At 61.3% G+C, this 19,303-nt stretch carries 16 protein-coding genes and 1 pseudogene; 13 read left to right on the plus strand and 4 right to left on the minus strand.

Features of this window, described 5'->3' with window-relative positions; translation table 11 throughout:
* Nucleotides 1–90: 90 nt before the first annotated feature.
* The 4 genes from ACR3FF_RS03170 to ACR3FF_RS03185 all read left to right on the plus strand — a co-directional run bounded on the left by ACR3FF_RS03170 (nucleotide 91) and on the right by ACR3FF_RS03185 (nucleotide 5,155).
* A complete protein-coding gene (locus ACR3FF_RS03170) occupies nucleotides 91–549 on the plus strand; it encodes a twin-arginine translocation signal domain-containing protein (RefSeq protein WP_458185973.1) in 459 nt (152 codons plus the stop codon).
* A gap of 726 nt (nucleotides 550–1,275) precedes the next feature.
* A complete protein-coding gene (locus tag ACR3FF_RS03175) occupies nucleotides 1,276–2,382 on the plus strand; it encodes a thiamine ABC transporter substrate-binding protein (RefSeq protein ID WP_458185975.1) in 1,107 nt (368 codons plus the stop codon).
* A gap of 60 nt (nucleotides 2,383–2,442) precedes the next feature.
* Nucleotides 2,443–4,113 carry an ABC transporter permease gene (locus tag ACR3FF_RS03180; protein WP_458185977.1) on the plus strand — a complete coding sequence of 557 codons (1,671 nt, stop codon included), beginning with the start codon at nucleotides 2,443–2,445 and terminating at the stop codon, nucleotides 4,111–4,113.
* Nucleotides 4,106–5,155, plus strand: coding sequence for an ABC transporter ATP-binding protein (locus ACR3FF_RS03185; RefSeq protein WP_458185978.1), 1,050 nt, complete (start codon nucleotides 4,106–4,108; stop codon nucleotides 5,153–5,155). Before ACR3FF_RS03180 ends, ACR3FF_RS03185 begins: the two co-directional genes overlap by 8 nt.
* Before the next feature lie 50 nt (nucleotides 5,156–5,205).
* On the opposite strand, the gene ACR3FF_RS03190 is transcribed toward ACR3FF_RS03185, so the two are convergent.
* The 4 genes and pseudogenes from ACR3FF_RS03190 to ACR3FF_RS03205 all read right to left on the minus strand — a co-directional run bounded on the left by ACR3FF_RS03190 (nucleotide 5,206) and on the right by ACR3FF_RS03205 (nucleotide 9,836).
* Nucleotides 5,206–5,910, minus strand: a complete 705-nt coding sequence (locus tag ACR3FF_RS03190) for a hypothetical protein (RefSeq protein ID WP_458185980.1) — start codon at nucleotides 5,908–5,910, stop codon at nucleotides 5,206–5,208.
* A 232-nt stretch (nucleotides 5,911–6,142) separates the two neighbouring features.
* On the minus strand, nucleotides 6,143–8,473 hold the full coding sequence (locus ACR3FF_RS03195; protein ID WP_458185982.1) for an ATP-dependent DNA helicase: 2,331 nt from the start codon (nucleotides 8,471–8,473) through the stop codon (nucleotides 6,143–6,145).
* A 67-nt stretch (nucleotides 8,474–8,540) separates the two neighbouring features.
* Nucleotides 8,541–9,641: pseudogene (locus ACR3FF_RS03200) on the minus strand (RNA-guided endonuclease InsQ/TnpB family protein); the annotation flags it as partial.
* Between the two features lie 15 nt (nucleotides 9,642–9,656).
* On the minus strand, nucleotides 9,657–9,836 hold the full coding sequence (locus ACR3FF_RS03205; protein WP_458185983.1) for a helix-turn-helix domain-containing protein: 180 nt from the start codon (nucleotides 9,834–9,836) through the stop codon (nucleotides 9,657–9,659).
* Between the two features lie 284 nt (nucleotides 9,837–10,120).
* Between ACR3FF_RS03205 and ahaH the strand changes: the two genes are divergently transcribed.
* The 9 genes from ahaH to ACR3FF_RS03250 all read left to right on the plus strand — a co-directional run.
* Nucleotides 10,121–10,453, plus strand: coding sequence for an ATP synthase archaeal subunit H (gene ahaH / locus ACR3FF_RS03210; protein WP_458185984.1), 333 nt, complete (start codon nucleotides 10,121–10,123; stop codon nucleotides 10,451–10,453).
* Entirely contained in the window at nucleotides 10,440–12,605 is a 2,166-nt protein-coding gene (locus tag ACR3FF_RS03215) for a V-type ATP synthase subunit I (protein WP_458185985.1), read from the plus strand. Before ahaH ends, ACR3FF_RS03215 begins: the two co-directional genes overlap by 14 nt.
* A gap of 198 nt (nucleotides 12,606–12,803) precedes the next feature.
* Nucleotides 12,804–13,079 (plus strand): F0F1 ATP synthase subunit C, encoded by a 276-nt coding sequence (locus ACR3FF_RS03220; protein WP_458185987.1) that lies wholly within the window; start codon nucleotides 12,804–12,806, stop codon nucleotides 13,077–13,079.
* Nucleotides 13,080–13,099: 20 nt separating this feature from the next.
* Complete coding sequence (locus tag ACR3FF_RS03225) at nucleotides 13,100–13,681, plus strand: V-type ATP synthase subunit E (protein WP_458185988.1); 582 nt, start codon at nucleotides 13,100–13,102, stop codon at nucleotides 13,679–13,681.
* A complete protein-coding gene (locus ACR3FF_RS03230) occupies nucleotides 13,678–14,733 on the plus strand; it encodes a V-type ATP synthase subunit C (protein WP_458185990.1) in 1,056 nt (351 codons plus the stop codon). The genes ACR3FF_RS03225 and ACR3FF_RS03230 overlap by 4 nt, the downstream gene beginning before the upstream one ends.
* Nucleotides 14,730–15,071 (plus strand): V-type ATP synthase subunit F, encoded by a 342-nt coding sequence (locus tag ACR3FF_RS03235; RefSeq protein WP_458185993.1) that lies wholly within the window; start codon nucleotides 14,730–14,732, stop codon nucleotides 15,069–15,071. The genes ACR3FF_RS03230 and ACR3FF_RS03235 overlap by 4 nt, the downstream gene beginning before the upstream one ends.
* Nucleotides 15,068–16,828, plus strand: coding sequence for an ATP synthase subunit A (locus ACR3FF_RS03240; protein WP_458185995.1), 1,761 nt, complete (start codon nucleotides 15,068–15,070; stop codon nucleotides 16,826–16,828). Before ACR3FF_RS03235 ends, ACR3FF_RS03240 begins: the two co-directional genes overlap by 4 nt.
* Entirely contained in the window at nucleotides 16,828–18,240 is a 1,413-nt protein-coding gene (locus ACR3FF_RS03245) for an ATP synthase subunit B (protein ID WP_458185996.1), read from the plus strand. Before ACR3FF_RS03240 ends, ACR3FF_RS03245 begins: the two co-directional genes overlap by 1 nt.
* Nucleotides 18,241–18,469: 229 nt before the next feature.
* On the plus strand, nucleotides 18,470–19,303 hold an 834-nt coding region (locus tag ACR3FF_RS03250; RefSeq protein WP_458185998.1), incomplete at its 3' end, for an IS4 family transposase.

The raw sequence follows: 19,303 nt of genomic DNA on the forward strand, positions 1-19,303 counted from the left end.
ACCGGGATAGTTTTCCGTTGGCCATCGAAACGGTGGACGGCCTTTATCTTAAGCTCCGGCCTATAGCCTGTCACCCCGGGAGGGGGGAGAATGACCGAGAAAGAACCACAAGACACAGAAAATGTCGAATCGAAAGAACGACGGTCGTTTATGAAAAAGGGCGCACTCGCAACGGGTGCGCTCGCGCTGGGTCTGGGCAGTGCTGGCAGCGCGTCGGCACAGGGACAGAACGTGTTGGTGTACACGTACGACTACCACCCGGGCGTTCAGTTCCGTGTCGTCAACGCCCTGGAGCAGTCCACGACAGTTCGACTGCTCCAGCGCCCTGGTGGGGGGAACGTTCCCGAGATCTCCCAGCCCGACGACTACAACGCGTACCTCATCCGCTACCAGTTGGGCGGCGGCGGAGGACAGGGACAGATCACCACCATCGTCTTCGGACGAGATCTCTCGCTGAGTCAAGGTGATACCCGCCGGTTCAGTGGCGATGCGTCGATATTCAGTAGCACCCTCAACCTGCTCAGCACCAGTCTCGGAAGCAGCAACTAACCGACCCAACGTTGTATCGATAGAGTCGATAACACGAACAGCACTCCTTTTTTATCGAGATAGATGCAAGAGTTGGAACGGCTGACTCGCTCGCGGACACGAAGAGTACACTGTCGTCTAGCCACTTGAGGTGGCGAGTAACGAGGAATTCGAACGATGATACTCCTCGGAACCGGCGTCATCAGTCTTCACGGTACTCGTTCGAACGTCGAACGACGGTCGACTGGCTGGAACGGTGTGCTTTAGCTGAATTGCAGGCGCCAAGCCCCCATCCTCAAGGAGCGACCGAAGGGAGCGAGGAGGGTAGGGATACAGCGCCGTCTTTGGTGTTCTCGCACGCACGATAGCTTGCTGTACTATCCCACGAAAGCGGTACGTGTGCGTGATAGTAGGAGGAATTGAAGCCCTCAAGGCCTCCCACGCACTGCGCAGTGCGGAATCAGAGGCACGGGACAGGCCGAATCCACGCCTTCGAAGACTGCGACCGCTGTGGATTCGCGGTGAATCTGCAAGTCGCGTCGGTGAACAAGGAAGCTCCCACCTCAAGAAGCGAGGGGTGGGTAACCCCGAGCGCGGTAGGTGGGAGTAGTTCACCCCACACCGCTCCTGGTGGGATTTGTGCATAAACAGTGGTGTTTCGATGCACGCACTCTCCCGTTCGTCCGCTTTCGTCACTGGATTCGAACATCACACTTGTTAAGTATCACCGACTATAACCACCGAGTAATGAAACGGCGAACGTTCCTCACGGCGGGGAGTACCGCGCTCGTCGGTCTCGCTGGCTGTCTCGATAGTATCTCTGGCTCCGATTCCGAGACGACCGGAACGACCGCCAAGACGACCGCACAGACCGAACTGAGTGGCACGCTGAACGTCGCAACCTACAGCGCCTTCGTCGACTCTCCGAGTTCCTCGCCCGGTTCCTGGATAAAACAACAGTTCGAAAAGGAGTACCCGAACGCGACGCTGGAGTGGAACACCCCCGAAAACGAGGTGAACTACTACATCCAGCGGAAAGCACAGGGCGTGAACGTCGGCGCGGACGTGTACGTCGGGTTGAACGTCGACCACCTCATCACCATCGACGAGAAACTCGGCGGGAAGAAACTGTTTACCCCCACCGCCGACTCGCTTTCGAACTACGGTCACGTCAAAGACGAGCTGAAGTTCGACCCGAAACAGCGAGCAGTTCCCTACGACACCGGCTACATTAGCCTCGTCTACAACGCACACGAAGTGGACGAGCCACAAACGTTCGACGCGCTGACCAAGCCGAAGTTCGAGGGGACGCTCATCACCGAAAACGCACAGCAGGCCATAACCGGTCGGGCGTTCTTGCTCTGGACGATTCACCAGAAAGGACCGGACGCGTACCTCGACTACTGGAAACAGCTGAAGCGAAACGACGTCCAAATCCTCGGGTCGTGGGATGCGGCCTACACCGCCTACTCGAACGGTGAGCGACCCATCGTCGTCTCCTACTCCACCGACCAGGTGTACGCCAACCGCTCCGGCGCGGACATGAAAAAACACCAGATCGGTTTCCTGAACGGACAGGGCTACGCGAATCCCGAGGGTATGGCGAAGTTCGCCGACGCGAATAACTCACGGCTGGCCGACGCCTTCCTCGATTTCATGCTCTCGAAGCGAGCGCAGTCGAAGATTCCGACGCTCAACGTCCAGTTTCCAGCGACAGACTGGGCCGACCCCGGCGAGGAGTTCGACGAGTACGCGAAAGCGCCCGAACAACCGATCACCTACTCCTACGACGAGTTGAAAGGCAACGTCGAAGAGTGGGTCGAACAGTGGGCGCGAACGATAGCTAGTAAGTGACCTCGAACGGAGAGTGCGAACGAATAATGGACTCCGACGAACGATGACTCCGAACGAGTGATGGGCCTCCTTCGCTGGTTCGAACGACACGCCCTCGCCATCCTCGGCGTCGCGACCAGCGCCGTCCTCGTCGTTCTCTTTTACTACCCCGTCGCCATCGTCTTCGCCGAGGCCGGAAATCCATCCGCTTTCGTCGACGTCCTTACCGACCCCTTCTACGCCCGCGAAATATTCGGCTTCACGGCGTGGCAGGCGTTTCTCTCGACGGTAGCGAGCGTCGCTCTCGGCCTTCCCGGCGCGTACGTCCTCTCGCGCTACGAGTTTCCCGGCCGACGTACGATTCGCTCGCTCACCATCCTCCCGTTCGTCATGCCCTCGATTCTCGTCGCGATTGGTTTCGTTGCGATGTTCGGCAAACAGGGGCTACTCAACGACCTGCTGGGCACCGTCGGATTCGGTCCGTACTCATTTCTCTACAACCTCCCCGCTATCGTCGTCGCTCACGCCTTCTACAACGCGCCACTCGTCGCGCGAATCACGAACGCCGCGTGGGAGAGCGTGGACGCCCGCGAGGTGGAAACCGCCCGCAGTCTCGGTGCGGGGCGAGTTCGGGCGTTCCGGGACGTGCTGGTTCCACAACTGCTCCCCGCCCTTCTCACGGGTGCGCTCCTCACGTTCATCTTCACCTTCATGTCGTTTCCTATCGTGCTCGCGCTGGGCGGTTTTCGTTTTCAGACCGTCGAGGTGTGGATTTACGCCCTGGTCCGGGACCTCGACTACTCCGAGGCCGCCGTCCTCGCCGTACTCGAAACGCTGCTCTCGCTGTTGCTGACTTACGGCTACCTTCGCTACGAGGCACGCCAGGCCGCCGCGTCGCGGGCAGGTCGGCCACTCTCTAGAAAACGATTCCTTTCTGGTGGTAGCCCGGCGGAGTCGTTCGAACGCGTGGGTCTGCTGGTCTACATCCTCGTCGTCGGCGTCGTCTTCGTCGGTCCCCTCCTCAGTACCGTCCTCGAGAGCGTCACCGGGCCCAACGGGTTCACACTGCGCTACTACGAGTTTCTCGTCACGCGGCAGGTGACCGGCGCGTCCTTCCAGACGAAACCCGGCGTCGCCGTTCGCAACTCGCTCGTCTTCGGCCTCGGAACCCTGCTCGTCGCGCTCCCGATGGGTATCGTCGTTGCGATGCTCTCTCGCGCCCGAGGTGGTCGTCTCGTGGAAGCAGTGGCGATGGCCCCCCTCGCGGTCAGCGGGGTGATGGTCGGCCTCGGGATGCTCCGGGGACTCGTCTTCGGCGTCCCAATCGGCGGCATCCGAGTGCAGGTCGGCGGTGCGGTCGCCATCGTCGCCGCCCACGCCGTCGCGGCCTACCCCTTCGTCACGCGCAACGTCGCGCCGATGCTCTCGGGAATCGACCGCCGGATGGTAGAATCGGCTCGAGCGCTCGGCGCGACGCGCGCTCGCGCGCTCGTGGACGTCGAACTCCCGCTCGTCACGGCGGGCATCGTCGCCGGGGCCGCGTTCGCGTTCGCCATCAGTATCGGCGAGTTCGACTCGACAGTTATTCTTGCCACGGGGAGTAGCAGTTACACGATGCCAGTCGCGGTCGAACGCTATCTCAGCAGGCAGACGCTCGGGCCAGCGACTGCGATGGGGACCGTCTTGCTCGTCGTCACCGGAGTCAGTTTCCTCGTCATCGACCGCCTCGGCGGGAGGTGGGAGCGTGGTTGAGGTCTCGCTTTCGGGCGTCCGCAAAGCGTACGACGGCGTGACCGCGCTCGAAGACGTGTCGTTTCGCGTCGAGGACGGCGAGTTCTTCACCCTCGTCGGCCCCTCTGGATGCGGGAAGACGACGACGCTCCGGGCCATCGCCGGCTTCGACGAACCGACCGCGGGAACGGTTCGATTCGGTGACCGCGAGATGGCGGGCGTCCCGCCGGAAGACCGCGACGTGGGAATCGTCTTCCAGAACTACGCGCTCTTCCCGCACATGAGCGTCGGTGAGAACGTCGGCTACGGCCTCCGATTCCGCGACCCACCCGGAACGAGAACTCGCGACGAACGCGTCGCCGAACTCCTCGAACTGGTCGACCTGGCGGATTTCGACGACCGAGACCCCGACGAACTGTCGGGCGGGCAACAACAGCGCGTCGCCCTCGCCCGCGCCCTCGCACCCGGCCCGGACGTGCTCCTGCTGGACGAACCGATGAGTGCCCTGGACGCACGCCTCCGCGACGACCTCCGGACGCAGGTCGCTCGCATCCAGTCGGACCTCGGAATCACGACCATCTACGTCACCCACGACCAGGAGGAAGCGCTGGCGATAAGCGACCGCGTCGCCGTCATGCACGACGGTCGAATCGAGCAGATCGGCCGCCCGGAGGATGTCTACCGCCGTCCACGGTCACGGTTCGTCGCCGAGTTCGTCGGCGAGAACAACGTCTTCTCGGGGACGACGGTCGCATCCGAAACGAAGGGGGCTCGCGTCACCGTGGGCGATCACGAGTTTCTGCTCTCCGCCACGACGACGGGACACGTCACTTTCTGCGTTCGACCCGAGGTGCTCCAACTCGATGGCGGCGAGAACTCGTTCTCGGCGACCGTCGAGACAGCCGAATTCCTCGGTGAGGCATTCCGCGTCTACCTCGACTGGGATGGTCGGCCGGTGACGCTCCGAACACGCGAGGCACCCGACCGTGAGCAGGTTCGCGTCGGATTCGACCCCGAAGATGCTCACGTCGTCGACGGAGAACCCGAACTGGTGGAACCGTAACGACGGTCAGAATGTCGAAATCTCGGTGAGATCAGAACGCGGAGGTTGAGTTAGTATCGAGTGGTGTCGGTGGTGTCGGTGGTGTCGGTGGTGTCGGTGGTGTCGGTTGTGAACGTACCGTCGGTGGTGTCGGTGGTGTCGGTTGTGAACGTACCGTCGGTGGTTCGAGTGGTGTCGGTGGTGTCGGTGGTGTCGCGCCGCCCAGTCGTGAACGTCCCTTCCGTCGTCCCGGTACCGAACTCGCCCGACCGGACGATGTTTCCGCGCATACTATCGGGGTGGAACCGACAGCGATATCCCCGCATGCGGTCGGTCGCGCGGAACGTCATCGACCGCGTAGCTCCGGTTCTGGACGCCGATTCCGTCTCCTGGAGAACCACTCCCTCTTCACCGTCTTCTTCTCCGAGTATCTGGAACTGGTGTCGTCTCCCGTCGAGGTTCACCCAGACGACCCTGTGACGCTCGCCGGGAAGCAATCCCAGCGTCGGGTTGTCCGCCCGCTCGGTGACGCTCGGTGCGAGACCGAGCCACGCCTCGGTTCGCCCACCGAGGACAATGGTTCGTCGGATGTCTCCGTCCGTCGTCTCCGTCGTTTCGGTTGTCTCGGTCGTTTCAGTGGTTTCGGTTGTCTCTGTCGTCTCGGTCGTCGTCTCGGTATCTTGTGCCAGCGCGAGTCGTCCGAGCAGTCCGACGCCTGCCGCTGCCCCCGTGGCCTTCAATATCGCTCGACGCTGCGCTTTCGGTGATTTGGTCATTGTTTTCCTCGGGCCGTGGGACGTTTCCTCGGGTCAAAAACCACTCACACTGTTCGATTTCGTAACCCTGACTTGCAGCCGGGATACGAACGCTATCCCGGCCTCGGCCGCCGGAAACGTTCGATTCACTATCATTCCATGTAGGTCAGGATGGCTGACGTCCCCGACTCTCCCCGTCGATAGTCTCTCGCTCGTCCGTTAGGCTCCCAGTTATTGTCTCCTCGGTGTCGTTTCAGGACCTCCGCCAAAATCGCTCCAGTCCGAGCGAGAGCATATCGGGGCTGACTGCCTGGAATTCCTCACGCTCGGTTTCGGGGAAAAACTCCCTGACGCTGTCCCACGAATCGCGAGCGTAGCGGCTATCGACCAGCACGCGAACGCCGCGCTCGTCGGACCCGCGGATGACGCGCCCGAGCGCCTGTCGTGCCTTTCTGACGGCCGGAACGGTGAGAGCGTACGTGAACCCGTCGCCGAACTTTCGTTCGTAGGCGGTCCGCACTGCCCGGGTTCGGGGACTGGCAGTGTTGATGATGGGGACGCCGCAGACGACGGCCGCGCGGAGTCGGTCGCCGCGATAATCGACGCCCTCGGTGAGCGTTCCGCGAAGACTCGTGACGAGCACCTTCGCCTCGCCGTCGAAGAACTCGTCTTTCAGGTCTTCCGTCGCCTCGTCCGCACTGCTCTCGTCCAACAGCACCGGTTTGTCCACCACCGTTTTCAGGTGGTCTGCGGCCCACGTCGCCTCCGCGTAGTTCGGCATCCCGACGAGGACGTTGCCGGGCGACCGCGCCACGTCGCGGATGGCGTCGGCGTACACCTGTCGTTCGGGCGTCTCTTCGCCCGGTGCACCCCTGTTGTCGTAGGTGAACTTCGGCGCGTCAACCGCGAAGCTCTCGCGGTTCGATTCGGGGAAGTTCAGGCCGTAGGTTCGTTCGACGACGGGCCGGCCGTCGTTTTCGATGTGCACCAGGCCGGACACCTCCTCGAAGATTTCGAGCGGTTCGAGCGTCGCGCTCATCAGGATACCGCCACCGAACTCCCCAAGTTGCTCGCCGATGGCGTCGCTCGGGACGCAGTTTTGCATGGCGAGTTTCGCGTTGTACACCCGCCGCCACGAATCGTCGGGTTCGCGGTCGTTCCACGTCCGTTCGAGGACGATTTCGCGGAAGTACTCCTCGTGGTCGTTGCGATACCACTCGCCGAGGACGCGGCCTGCGGGGAGCGACGCGCGCTCTCTGTCCTCTTCGTCGGCTTCGTTGAGGATTCTGGCAACGACCGCGCCCACCGCTTCCGCGCGTGCCCACGTCCCCCCGTCGTAGCCCGCCTCTTTCGCCCAGTTCGATATCTCGTCGGGTTGCGGGACGGTGGGGTCTCGGAGCGGAATTTCGGCGTCCGGAAGGTCGGTGAGATTCGCCTTCCACCCTCGGTGTTCGCGTTCGAGGTGTGCGGTGACTCGGCGGTCGAGTTCCTCGCGGAGGTCGCGGACGAAGTCACGAGTCTCCTCCAGTTCGCGGAGGGTGACGTTCGTCTCTTCGAGTTCGGCGCGGACGAGGTCGGCGTCGGCGGTGGTGTGTTTGGAATCCCGGCCGTCGAACTTCACCGGTTGAATGACGCGGGTGAGTTCGGATTCGGCGTCCCGGAGCGTCGCGTCGCCGACGGACTCGCTCACGAGGTCGCGGACGCGCGGTTCTAGCATGTGGGCCTCATCACAGACGAGGAAGGTGGACTCGTCTATCAGCGGTCCAGTGAACCCTGCCGTCGTCACCGGGTCGAAGGCATGATAATAGTTACCGACGACCACTTCGACGTGGCCGAGCAGTGCGCCCATCATCGAGTGCGGGCAGGTGCCCCACTGTACCGACTGAGCCACGAGGTCGTCGGGTTCGATGAGGCCCATACTGTCGAAGTCGAACGGCACCGCCTCGACCGGGTCGCCGTCCTCTGGCAAGTCGTCCAGGAACTGCGCGTAGAACGGGCAGTACTCCACGCCGCCGTATTCGGGCATCTCGGGCGGGTAGGGAGACGGTTCGTCCGCCGTTTCGAGGTACGACGCGGCGCTTCCCCGTCTCCCCGAATCGGCCAGTCCGGTCTGCTGGCTTCTGGCCTGGGACGCGAGATTCTGTGCGGTCGTGGATCCTCCCTCGCCGGTGATGTCGCGGGTGCGCTCGCGCAGCCCTTCACAGCGGTCGTAGACGGAATCGTCGTCGATGTTCCCCGCGTTCTCGCGACTGTAGGGGCAGACGTCGGCCTTTCCGACGAGCGTGAGCGCGGAGACGGGTCTCCAGTCGTCTGGCAGGTTGGCGTTTATCGTTCGCAGGTCGGTCTCGAACTGGCGGAGTTGCTGTTTGACGCTGGTGAGGACGACCACGCGCTCGTACTGACTGTCGGGGTCGCGTACGAGGTGGAGTCCCGCCGTCAGCGCCAGCATGGTCTTGCCAGTCCCACAGGCGCCTTCGATGACCGAAAAGCCATCGTCGCAGGCGGTCTCGATGGCCGTCTCGATGCCATCTACTTGCTCGTCGTAGGGTTCCTCGTGACCGAATATGGTCCGCCAGTCCGCCATCATATCTCCTCTGTCGCCCCCGTGTTTAGGGTTGTTGGACTACACTGGTTCCGTTCCGGTATGTGAATTACCACGGGTCACCCGACCCGTGGCTTCCTGTTTCTACGACGCGCTTTGCAGGCACAACACGGAACGACGAATTGTCGTTCCCGCTCGCACCCGTAGGGAGCGCAGTCTCCGCAGGCGTTGATTCGGCCTCTCCCAGACCTACTACCGCATCCACATCGTACTCAATACCCAATTCATCCCAACCGAGTTTCAGAACGTTGTACGAAGCGTTCTCATCCCGGTCAGCCTCAAACCCACACGACGGACACGAGTGTTCACGAACCCAGAGTGCTTTATCGGTCTCTACGTCGCATCGGGCACATCGCTTCGTCGTTCCCTCGGGTGGAACCGTTTCAACGTGACACCCGTTCTTGTCGCCGTGACGCTTGAACGTAGCAATAGTATCGCTCCACGACATCGACGCGATGTTCTGACTGTTCGAGTCCTGCTCAAGCATTCCTCGAACGTTGAGTTTCTCCAAGAATACCGCGTCGTACTGCGTCGTGTATGACCATGCGAGTTTCTCGATAAAGTCCTCACGCTTGTTCGACAAGCGTTCATACGCTTCCGCGAGTTTCATTCGGGCTTTCTCCCAGTTCGCAGAGCCGTGTTGCTTTCGAGATAGTGCCCGGTGGCGTTTCTCGATTCGCTCGCGCTCTTCGGACCCGTCCAACGGCGTCACCGCGTTCCCGTCAGAATCGTGTGCGAACTTGAGAATCCCGAGGTCGATACCAACTGTGTCTTCGAGTTGGATGTCCTTAGTGTCTGTTTTTTCGGGGTATTCTGGGTTGTGGTCAACGACGACCGACGCATACCACTTCCCGGATTTTTCTTCCTTGAGACGGACTTCTTTAATAGTGCCGTCTTCAGGGAGTGGGCGGTGGTAGTTTACGTCTATCGTTCCGAGTTTCGAGAGTTCCAGAGTAGCGTGTTCGCTTCGGCCCGTGTTACTATCCACGTCAAAGCCAGATTGATTGAACACGATACTGCGGTACTCTCGTGGTGATTTCCACTTGAGTTTTCCAACGTTGTAGCCCTTGGACTTGAGTGACTTGAGGACGCTCAGACTCGAAAAGATGCGTCGGACGGCCATCTGCAAACATTTCGAGTTCACGTCAGTCCACTTTGACCACTTCTACTTCCACTCAGGAAGTTTGTTTTGCAGGTTGGTGTACGTGGGTTTGTTGCCGTCTGGAGCAGAATCGTAGAGTCCGAATGCGTGGTTGTACACTTCCCGGCAGATGTTTATGTGGCGGCGGGCTTCGCTCGCCACATCGTTTGTCGAGTACACACGGTACTTGAACGTCTGCTCCACTAACGATATATTGGGGTGCGAGTTACTTGTAGATGCGGATTAAGTTGGGTGGTTGTCGCATTCATCCCCGGGTACGGTGACCCGGGGAATTCTGCTTGAGACAGTTTAAAATTGAGGTCACGACGGAAGTGGTACGCGAACAGTCGAGGGACGTCTCCTCGGACGTCTTTTCGTTACCGGTCGGTGAACACACCACGTCGGTGTGCGACACTGCGGCAAACGGTCGTAGTGGTTTCGCAAGTAGTTTATAGCCAGTCGGGCAACCTTCCGCGTGATTACAGCATATGCCGAGGCCAGAGGTTCTCGAACGAATTCAGGAGGCCGAAAACGAGGCTGACGACATCGTCGCGGACGCGAAGGAAGACCGCGAGCAGCGGATTTCCGAAGCCCGCGAGACCGCGGAGGAACTCCGCGAGGAAGCCGAGGAAGAGGCCAAGGAATTGGAAGACAAACGACTGTCTGAAGCGCGCGAGAACATCGAGGCCGAGCGGGAAACGGTGCTCGCCGAAGGCGAAAGGGAGCGCGAGGAGCTCGAGGCGCGCGCCGAAGACAACGTAGAGGACACTATCGAGTTCGTCCTCGAACGGTTCAAGGAGGCGGTGCATGCTCAGACCTGAGCGAATGAGCAAAGTCTCGGTGACCGGGTCACGAACGGTCATGACCGACGTCATCGAGACGGTCCACGAACTGAACCGTGTCCACCTCTCGGACTACGACGGGTCGTGGGAGGGCTTCGACCACGGAAATCCGCTCGACGGCGCTGACGAGGCGTCGGACAAACTCGTCACCGTCCGTTCCATCGAGAGCATCCTCGACGTCGAGGACGAGGGCGGGCCACAGCGAATCGTCACCGACGAAGCGCTGGAAGAGGAACTCGCCGACATCCGCGCGCAGGTAAACGAACTCGACGACCGTCGGAACGAACTGGAGGGCGAACTTCGCGCGGTCGAAGACCGCATCGACTCGATGGAGCCGTTCGCCGACCTCGGCATCGACCTCGACCTGCTTTCCGGATACGACAGTTTGCAGGTCGCCGTCGGTGAAGGCAACGAAGAAGAGGTCGAAGACGCGCTCGCGAGCGCCGACGACGTCCAGGAGTTCGGCGTGTTCTCCGAGGGCAAGACGCTGGCCGTCTTCGCGTATCCCACGGACGACGCGGACGAGGACGTACTGGACGACACGCTGGTCGGCGTCGATTTCGCCTCGTTCGAGGTTCCGGACGCCTCGGGGAGCCCCGAAGAGTACGTCGCAGAGCTCAAACACGAGCGCCAGAAGCTCGAATCGAAGCTCAGCGGTGTCGAGAACGAACTGCACGACATCAAACTCGACGCCGCCGGATTCTTGCTGGCGGCCGAGGAGAAGCTGACCATCGAGGTGCAGAAGGCGGAGGCACCACTCCAGTTCGCGACGACGAAAAACGCCTTCGTCGCCGAGGGCTGGATTCCGACCGAGCAGTACGACCAACTGACGAGCAGTCTCGACGCGGCGGTCGGCGACCACGTCGAGGTGGAGGAACTCGAACGCGCCTCCTACGAGGAACACGGCGGCCACCACGCACCGCTCGAACAGGCCGAAGAGACCGGCGTCGCGACGGACGGCGGTCACGCCACGAACACCGACAACCCGCCGGTCATCCAGGACAACCCCGGCGCGGTCAAGCCGTTCGAACTGCTGGTCGAGACCATCAACCGACCGAAGTACTTCGAGTTCGACCCGACGGTCATCCTGTTTCTCACGTTCCCGCTGTTCTTCGGGTTCATGATCGGTGACCTCGGCTACGGGATTCTGTACATGGGAATCGGCTACTGGCTGTACAGTAGCTTCGACAGCGACGCGATCAAGAGCCTCGGTGGCATCGCCCTCTGGGCAGGTGGCTTCACCGCGCTGTTCGGCGTCCTGTACGGCGAGATATTCGGCTTGCACGTGCTCGGAGAGGTCGTCTGGGGCGGTAGCCCGCCGATTCACAAGGGTCTCCAGCCGGTCTACGGCGACTACGCGCTTGGCTGGCTCGTGCTGAGCCTGCTTGCCGGTATCGCCCACCTCACCATCGGCTGGACGTTCGACTTCATCGAGAACCTCAATCACGGGTTCAAAGACGCGATGACCGAGAGCGGTTCGTGGCTGCTAATGATGTTCGGGCTGTGGGCGTGGATTTTCGCGGGCGCGTTCGGTAGCGCACCACCCATCCTCGTCGGCGAGGGGAGCGTCTTCGCTGGTCATCCCTTCGCGCTCGGATTCACCGGCTTCCCCGAACCGGTCGGCCTCCTCGGATTGGGACTGTTCGCCATCGGATTCGTGCTCCTCGTGATGGGCGAACCTATCGAGGCAGTCGAGTTCCTCAACGTGCTGGTGAACGTCCTCTCGTACACTCGTCTCGCAGCGGTGTTGCTGGCGAAGGCCGGAATGGCGTTCGTGGTCAACCTACTGTTCTTCGGCGTGTACGTGACAGAAGAAGGTCATGGCGAGGAGGCTGCGGAAGTCTGGCACTTCGGTACCAGCCACATGCCGCACGTCGGCGATATGGCTCACGGCCACGAAGTCGTGAACGTCATGTTCCCCGGCCTGATGCACTCGGGCATCGCAGGGCTGGTCGGCGGACTGCTCATCCTCGTGCTCGGTCACGCACTCGTCCTCGCGCTCGGTATCACGAGCGCAGGCTTGCAGGCTGTGCGTCTCGAGTACGTGGAGTTCTTCAACAAGTTCTACGAGGGCGGCGGCGAAGAGTACGAACCGTTCGGCTACGAGCGGACGTACACGACGCAGGATTGAAACGCTCGACCCCCGTTTTTTCGCCTTCTACGGCCGTATGTGGCCTCTGTCGTCTCTCGACACTGGCACTTGCTACCATGATTTAGGGAGTACAGCCCCCGATACCATCGAATCCGCCCGAGCGCTTTGGGAAGTTTTAAGAATCCAGTGACTCGAACTACGACTTGTTCGGCTAGAGAGCCTACAGAGGACTAAACCATGATGGAATTCATACTCGCGTTCGTTGACGCGGCTGCACTGCTCGCACAAGAAGGCGCTGGAGCGGCTCCAGCAATCCCAAATAAAGCTGCTGCTGCCCTCGCGGTCGGTCTCGCGGCGTTCGGCGCAGGCTACGCGGAGCGCGGTATCGGTGCCGCGGCCGTCGGCGCTATCGCTGAGGACCGTGAGCTGTTCGGTACCGGGCTGATCATGACGGTGCTGCCGGAGACGCTCGTGATTCTGGCACTGGTCGTCGTGTTCGTCGTTCCGAACTAACCCCACTCCCCTCTTCATCAATGAGCCTGGAAACGGTAGTTGAGGATATTCGAAACGAAGCCCGCGAGCGCGCGGAGGAGATTCGCGCAGAAGGCGAAGCCCGCGCAGACGAGATCGTCGCCGAGGCGGAATCGGACGCCGAGGAGATTCTCGCGGCGAAAGAGCGCGACATCGAGAACCAGATCGAGCGAGAACGAGAGCAGAAGCTCTCTAGCGCAAAGCTCGAAGCCAAGCAGAAGCGACTGGAAGCCCGCCGCGACGTGTTGCAGGAAGTCCGTGCCGACGTGGAAGAGCAGATCACCACGATGGGCGGTGACGACCGCGAAGAACTGACGCGGACGCTGCTCGACGCGGCAGCCACGGAGTTCGAGTCGGGGCACACCGTGCGAGTGTACGGACGCGCCGACGACGAGGAACTGCTCACCGACATCGTCACGGACTACGACAGCTTCGAGTACGCGGGCGAGTACGACTGCCTCGGCGGCATCGTCGCCGAGAGCGAGGCCTCCCGCGTTCGCGTGAACAACACGTTCGATTCGATTCTCGAAGACGTGTGGGAGGACAACCTCCAAGCAATCAGTTCGCGGTTGTTCGAGCAATGAGCGTAACCGAAGGCACCTCGAACTACGAGTACGTCACCGCGCGCGTCAAAGCGCGACGAGCGGCGCTGTTCGACGAGGAGGACTACCGCAAACTCCTCCGCATGGGTCCGGGCGAAATTGCCCGGTACATGGAGGAGACGGAGTACGAATCTGAGGTCAACGCCCTCGGCGCACGCTACGACGGTGTCGACCTCATCGAGTACGCGTTGAACCGCAACCTTGCCAAACACTTCGACGACCTGCTGGACTGGGCCGACGGGAAACTGTACCTGCTCATCGCCCGGTATCTGCGGAAGTTCGACGCGTGGAACGTCAAGACGGTGCTCCGAGGAATCTACGCGGAGGCAGACAGCCAGTCGGTTCGTGACGACCTGATTCACGCGGGCGAGTTCGACGATGCGTTCCTCACCCGACTGACCGACGCAGGGACCATCGAGGACGTCGTCGAGATGCTCGATTCGACCATCTTCGGCGACCACATCGAAGCCGCCTACGAGGATTACGAATCCACCGGACTGCTGATTCCGCTGGAGAACGCCGTCGACCGCGCGTACTACGAAGGACTGATGGAAGGCGTCTCGGACACCGAAGACCGTGCAACCCAGTTGTACGTCGAGTTCCTGCAAGCCGAAATCGACTTCCGGAACATCCGAAATGCCCTGCGAACCAGCCGAAGTGGCGCGAACATCGACCCCTCGGAGTACTTCATCACGGGCGGGCGACTGTTCAGCCCGACCGAGCTGACCCAACTCGCAGGCAGTGCCGACGAGCTCATCGCCCGGATTCGAGAGAGCCCGTACGGAAGCGAACTGGACGAAGCGCTGGACGAACTGGAACGGGCGGACAGTCTCATCGGCTTCGAGCACGCGCTCGACGCGGCGCTGCTCGAGTACTCCAAGCACCTCTCGCACGTGTTCCCGCTGTCGGTGTGCCCGGTGCTCGCCTACGTGCTCGCCAAAGAGCGCGAGGTGGACAACATCCGTGCCATCGCACGCGGTCGCGAAGCGGGACTGTCCGAAGACGAAATCGAAGACGAACTGGTGATGCTATGAGCCAGGAAATCGCCGTCATCGGCAGTTCGGAGTTCACGACCGGATTCCGACTCGCGGGCGTCCGGAAGGTATCGAACGTTCCGGACGACGAGAAAGAAGCGGAGTTGGACGACGCCGTTACTGAGATGCTGGACGACGACGACGTCGGCATCATCGTGATGCACGACGACGACCTTTCACACCTCTCTCGTAACGTCCGAAGCGACGTTGAGACGAGCGTGGAACCCACCCTCGTGACGCTGGGTGGTGGCGCGGGAAGCGGCGGTCTCCGCGACAAAATCAAGCGCGCAATCGGTATCGACCTCATGGACGAAGACGAACAAGGTGACAACGAATGAGCCAGGCAACAGATTCCGACGTCGTCCGCGAGGACGGCGTCATTCAGAGCGTGAGCGGTCCTGTCGTGACCGCCGTTGACCTCGACGCCCGGATGAACGACGTGGTGTACGTCGGTGACGAAGGGCTGATGGGTGAGGTCATCGAGATCGAAGGGAACAGTACGACGATCCAGGTGTACGAGGAAACCTCGAACGTCGCACCCGGCGAACCCGTCGAGAACACGGGCGAACCGCTGTCGGTCGACCTCGGGCCGGGCATGCTGTACTCCATCTACGATGGTGTCCAGCGCCCGCTCGACGTCCTCGAAGACAAGATGGGTGCGTTCCTTGACCGTGGTGTCGACGCACCCGGTATCGACCAGGAGAAGACGTGGGAGTTCAACCCATCCGTCGAGGAAGGTGACGAGGTCGAACCCGGCGACGTCGTCGGTATCGTCCCCGAAACCGAGAGCATCGACCACAAGGTGATGGTGCCACCCGACTACGAGGGTGGCGAAGTCGTCGCGGTGAAGGATGGCAACTACTCGGTCACGGACACCATCGTCGAACTCGACAACGGCGAAGATATCCAGATGCAACAGGAGTGGCCGGTTCGTGAAGCACGGCCGTCCGTCGACAAACAAACGCCACGGACGCCGCTCGTGTCCGGTCAGCGTATCTTGGACGGCCTGTTCCCCATCGCTAAAGGTGGGACGGCCGCGATTCCGGGACCGTTCGGATCCGGAAAGACGGTGACCCAGCACTCGCTCGCGAAGTGGGCCGACGCGGACATCGTCGTCTACGTCGGCTGTGGTGAGCGCGGAAACGAGATGACGGAAGTGATCGAAGACTTCCCGGAACTCGAAGACCCGCGAACTGGCAAACCGCTCATGTCGCGCACCTGCCTCATCGCCAACACGTCGAACATGCCCGTGGCCGCACGCGAATCGTGCATCTACACGGGAATCACCATCGCGGAGTACTACCGCGACATGGGATACGACGTCGCGCTGATGGCCGACTCCACCTCGCGGTGGGCAGAGGCGATGCGTGAGATCTCCTCGCGTCTCGAAGAGATGCCCGGCGAAGAAGGGTACCCGGCGTACCTCGCCGCCCGTCTCGCCGAGTTCTACGAGCGCGCAGGCAAGTTCGAGAACATCAACGGCACGGAGGGTTCGGTGTCGGTCATCGGGGCAGTGTCGCCACCCGGCGGCGACTTCTCCGAGCCGGTCACGCAGAACACCCTGCGTATCGTGAAGACGTTCTGGGCACTCGACGCCGACCTCGCGGAACGTCGGCACTTCCCCTCTATCAACTGGAACGAGTCCTACTCGCTGTACAAGGACCAGCTCGACCCGTGGTACGAACAGAACGTCGAGCAGGACTTCCCCGAGAAGCGCCAGTGGGCAGTCGACGTGCTGGACGAGGAGGACGAACTCCAGGAGATCGTTCAGCTCGTCGGGAAGGACGCGCTGCCGGAAGACCAGCAGCTCACGCTCGAAGTCGCACGCTACCTGCGTGAGGGCTGGCTCCAGCAGAACGCGTTCCACGACGTGGACATGTTCTGTTCGCCGGAGAAGACCTACCGGATGATCGAGGCCATCAAGACGTTCAACGACGAGGCATTCTCGGCGCTCGAAGCCGGCGTCCCCGTCGAGGAAATCACGAACATCGACGCCGCACCGCGCCTGAACCGGATGGGAACGGCCGAGGAGTGGCAGGACTTCATTAGCGACGTCGAGGAAGACATCACCGAACAGCTCAGGGAGAAATACTAATGAAAGAATACCAGACAATCACGGAAATCAGCGGTCCGCTGGTGTTCGCCGAAGTCGACGAACCGATCGGATACGACGAGATCGTCGAGATCGAGACGCCAGAAGGCGACACGCTACGCGGACAGGTACTCGAATCGAGCGAGGGACTCGTCTCGATTCAGGTGTTCGAGGGAACCGAAGGAATCGACCGAAAGTCGTCGGTTCGATTCCTCGGCGAGACCATGAAGATGCCCGTCACGGAAGACCTGCTCGGGCGCGTGCTCGACGGATCCGGGAACCCCATCGACGGCGGTCCCGAAATCGTTCCGGACGAGCGTCGTGACATCGTGGGTGCGGCGATCAACCCATACGCCCGCGAGTACCCCGAAGAGTTCATCCAGACCGGTGTGTCCGCTATCGACGGCATGAACACGCTGGTTCGTGGACAGAAACTACCCATCTTCTCGGCGTCGGGGCTGCCGCACAACGAACTCGCGCTGCAGATCGCGCGACAGGCGAGTGTGCCGGAAGAAGCCGACGAAGAAGGTGAGGGCGGAAGCGAGTTCGCAGTGGTGTTTGGCGCGATGGGTATCACCGCCGAAGAGGCAAACGAGTTCATGGAGGACTTCGAGCGAACCGGCGCACTGGAGCGCTCGGTGGTCTTCATGAACCTCGCGGACGACCCCGCAGTCGAGCGGACGGTCACCCCGCGTCTCGCACTGACGACGGCGGAGTACCTCGCGTTCGACAAGGACTACCACGTGCTGGTCATCCTGACGGACATGACCAACTACTGTGAGGCACTGCGAGAGATCGGTGCCGCACGTGAAGAGGTGCCGGGCCGCCGTGGCTACCCCGGATACATGTACACCGACCTCGCGCAGCTGTACGAGCGTGCGGGTCGTATCGAGGGTCGCGAGGGGTCTGTCACGCAGATTCCCATCCTCACGATGCCGGGTGACGACGACACGCACCCGATTCCCGACCTCACGGGATACATCACCGAGGGACAGATATACATCGACCGCGACCTGAACTCGCAGGGTATCCAGCCGCCGATCAACCCGCTGCCGTCGCTGTCGCGCCTGATGGACGACGGTATCGGCGAGGGACTCACCCGCGCGGACCACTCCGGCGTGTCCGACCAGATGTACGCGGCGTACGCACAGGGTGAAGACCTGCGCGACCTCGTGAACATCGTCGGTCGCGAAGCACTGAGCGAACGTGACAACAAGTACCTCGACTTCGCAGACCGCTTCGAAGAGGAGTTCGTCGACCAGGGATTCGAGACGAACCGCACCATCGAAGAGACGCTGACCATCGGCTGGGACCTCCTCAGTATGCTGCCGAAAGAGGAACTCAACCGGATCGACGAGGAGTACATCGACGAGTACTACCCCGAAGAGGAAGCGGCGGAAGTCGCAGCTGATTAGGTCGGTTTTTCTCTCTCGACATTCTTCCCGTGTGTTACCTGAATTGCAGGCGCTAAGGCCTCTTCCTCAAGGAGCGATCGAAGGGAGCGAGTAGGGAGGGGATACAGCGCCGTCCATCCGTCTTTAGCTAAGCGAAGAACCACCAGACAGCAGTAGCTTATCACGGCTTCTTTGCGTGAGGAATGAGGAAGCCGAGTCTGTGCACAACTCTGGCTCCTCATCTCGAATTATGCGTCGGCTCACTACACTGTTTCCCTCCGAGTACCTCGAAGAGCACGCCGAGGAACTCGGCGTGGTCGAGCGAGACGGCAAGCTTCAGATTCCCGTTCTCGTGTGGGCGCTCGTGTTCGGCTTCGCCACAGGCGAACGCCGAACACTTGCTGGGTTCAGACGCAGCTATAACTCCACAGCCGACGAGACGATCTCTCCCGGTGGCTTCTATCACCGGCTGACGCCGTCACTCGCAGAGTACCTCCGCGACCTCGTCGAGACCATACTCGACGAGGTCGCTGTTCCCGAGGCTGTTGACGCTGACATCGACCGGTTTAGAGACGTGATGACCGCCGATGGAACCGTGCTACGGTTACACGAGTTTCTCTCCGACCAGTTCCACGCCCGCCACGAGGAGCAGACTGGAGCGAAGCTCCACCTGCTCCACAACGCCACTAACCAGACGATTGAACGGATCGATGTAACTGACGAGAAAACGCACGACAGCACGCTGTTCAAGACAGGTTCGTGGCTGTGCGGACGGCTTGTTCTGCTCGACCTCGCGTACTTCAAGTACCACCGCTTCGCGTTGATCGATAAGAACGACGGCTACTTCGTGAGTCGGCTGAAAGAGAGCGCAAATCCGGTGATTACGGCTGAATTACGGGAATGGCGCGGCCGCGCCATTCCCTTGGAGGGTAAACAGATCCACGATGTGGTCGATGACCTCTCACGGACGTACATCGACGTAGAGGTCGAAGTCGAGTTCAAGCGCGGGCCGTACAATGGGACGCGGTCGCTGGATACGAAGCGGTTCCGCGTCGTCGGCGTCCGCAACGAGGACGCCGACGAC

It is taken from the genome of Haladaptatus ordinarius (assembly GCF_054177595.1).